This window comes from Streptomyces sp. NPDC001904, from assembly GCF_040297005.1.
In the GTDB taxonomy this organism is placed as follows: Bacteria; Actinomycetota; Actinomycetes; order Streptomycetales; family Streptomycetaceae; genus Streptomyces.
Map to the genome: position 1 here is coordinate 1 of NZ_JBEOYI010000069.1, position 1165 is coordinate 1165.

Here is a 1165-nt window from a genome sequence, read left to right on the forward strand (position 1 = left end):
GCCTCTACGTCGTCGGCGAACAGGGCCGCTACGACCTCGGGGTGAGCATGCCGAAGGACGGCGGGGACGCCGAGAAGCAGGGACATCACCGGTGTACGGTGATGGGACAAGACTCCCATCACTCTGAGGAGAGACCTCATGCGCGTCTTCGTCACCGGCGGCACCGGCCTGATCGGCTCCACCGTCGTCGCCGAGCTCCTCGGCAACGGCCACTCCGTCCTCGCACTCTCCCGCTCCGACAAGTCGGCCGCGACCGCCGAGGCGGCCGGCGCCGAGCCGCTGCGGGGCGGGCTCGCCGACCTGGACGTCCTGCGCTCCGGCGCGGCCGCGTCCGACGGGGTCATCCACCTGGCGTTCAGCAACGACTTCAGCAGCCCCGAGGCGCTCGCCCGCGGAGTCGCCGAGGAGAGCGCCGCCCTCGCGGCCCTGGGCGACGCGCTGGTCGGCAGCGACCGGCCGCTGGTCACCGTCTCGGGTACGCCGGTCGCGGCGGGGCGCCCCTCCACCGAGGCGGACCCGCTGCCGACGGACGGACCGGTCGGGGGCCGCGGCGTCGCGGTCACGCGGGCGCTCGGTCTGGCCTCGCAGGGAGTGCGCAGTTCGGCGGTGCGGCTGCCGCGCACGGTCCACAACGAGGGCACGGGCGGCTTCGCGGGCCTGCTGACCGGCATCGCACGCCAGAGCGGCGTGTCCGGCTACCCGGGCGACGGCGCCCAGCGCTGGCCGGCCGTGCACGCGCTCGACGCCGCCGTCCTCTTCCGTCTCGCCCTGGAGCAGGCACCGGCCGGCAGTTCCTGGCACGCGGTGGCCGACGAGGGTGACGCGGTGCGGGACATCGCCGCGGTCATCGGGCGGCGGCTCGGGCTGCCGGTCCAGTCGGTGCCGGCGGAGACCTACGGCCCGCTCGGCACGATCTTCGCGGCCGACCAGCCGTCCTCGAGCGCCCACACCCGCCGGGCGCTCGGCTGGGAGCCCGAGCACCCCGCCCTGCTGGCGGACCTGGAGAACATCCGGCCCTGACCGGATGCGGGCGCGGGGCCGTGGGCGCCGCGCCCGCCGGTGTCGCCTCGGCTAGGGCGTGTGTCGAAAGTCCCGTCGTCCGCCCGGAGGGCGGGCCCCGCGGTGTCTGGTGCGTGCGATCGCAAGGCGCCGGAGCGCCCTCATA

The 1165-nt window shown here is 75.9% G+C and carries 1 protein-coding gene; it reads left to right on the forward strand.

Annotated elements, in window-relative coordinates:
• The first annotated feature begins 138 nt into the window (after window positions 1–138).
• Window positions 139–1020 (forward strand): SDR family oxidoreductase, encoded by an 882-nt coding sequence (locus ABT127_RS39280; RefSeq protein WP_351461390.1) that lies wholly within the window; start codon window positions 139–141, stop codon window positions 1018–1020.
• Window positions 1021–1165 lie beyond the last annotated feature (145 nt).